Consider the following 694-nt stretch of genomic DNA (forward strand, 5'->3'; position numbering starts at 1 on the left):
ACTTACGAGGTGATAATCATCGTACTGTCCAAACAACGCGTTCGCTTAATTGCCTCAACGACACATCTCGATTCGGTTTCGAACCAAGACGCTTGTCACTCGTTTACGTTTTCAATGAACACAAGAACGGCCTCAATGCCGCCTCGTTTCTAAAATCTTATGTGTGCGCTGCTTTCATTTCACGACGTATCACCAAAATGGTGGAGCCAGTCAGGATCGAACTGACGACCCCCTGCTTGCAAAGCAGGTGCTCTCCCAGCTGAGCTATGGCCCCAAGTGATTTAGTGGTGGGTCTGGGAGGACTCGAACCACCGGCCTCACCCTTATCAGGGGTGCGCTCTAACCACCTGAGCTACAGACCCGGGAACCTAATATCCGGGCAGCGCAGAAAGCGAAACACGTCCCGCAGCAACGGGGCTACGAAGCGTGATTTATCTGAAGAGTGTCGCCATGGATGGCGACTTCTTGATTTTCGCTCTCCGCGACACGGATGTCGCGTGAAAAGAAATGCAGGTGTCTTGTGTGGACGTCTTGCGGGGAAGAAGGATGTCGTTCTCGAAAGGAGGTGATCCAGCCGCACCTTCCGATACGGCTACCTTGTTACGACTTCACCCCAGTCATGAACCACTCCGTGGTCGTCGTCCCCCTTGCGGTTAGACTAACGGCTTCTGGAGCAACTCACTCCCATGGTGTG

2 tRNA genes and 1 rRNA gene are annotated in these 694 nt (G+C 53.3%); all 3 read right to left on the minus strand.

Features of this window, described 5'->3' with window-relative positions:
• Nucleotides 1-198: 198 nt before the first annotated feature.
• Nucleotides 199-274, minus strand: a tRNA-Ala gene (locus tag AC1DE1_RS20825).
• 11 nt (nucleotides 275-285) lie between these two features.
• A tRNA-Ile gene (locus AC1DE1_RS20830) sits at nucleotides 286-362 on the minus strand.
• Nucleotides 363-558: 196 nt separating this feature from the next.
• Nucleotides 559-694: ribosomal RNA gene (locus AC1DE1_RS20835) — 16S ribosomal RNA — on the minus strand; the annotation flags it as partial.

The sequence above is a fragment of the Dyella sp. 05T440 genome (assembly GCF_056395965.1).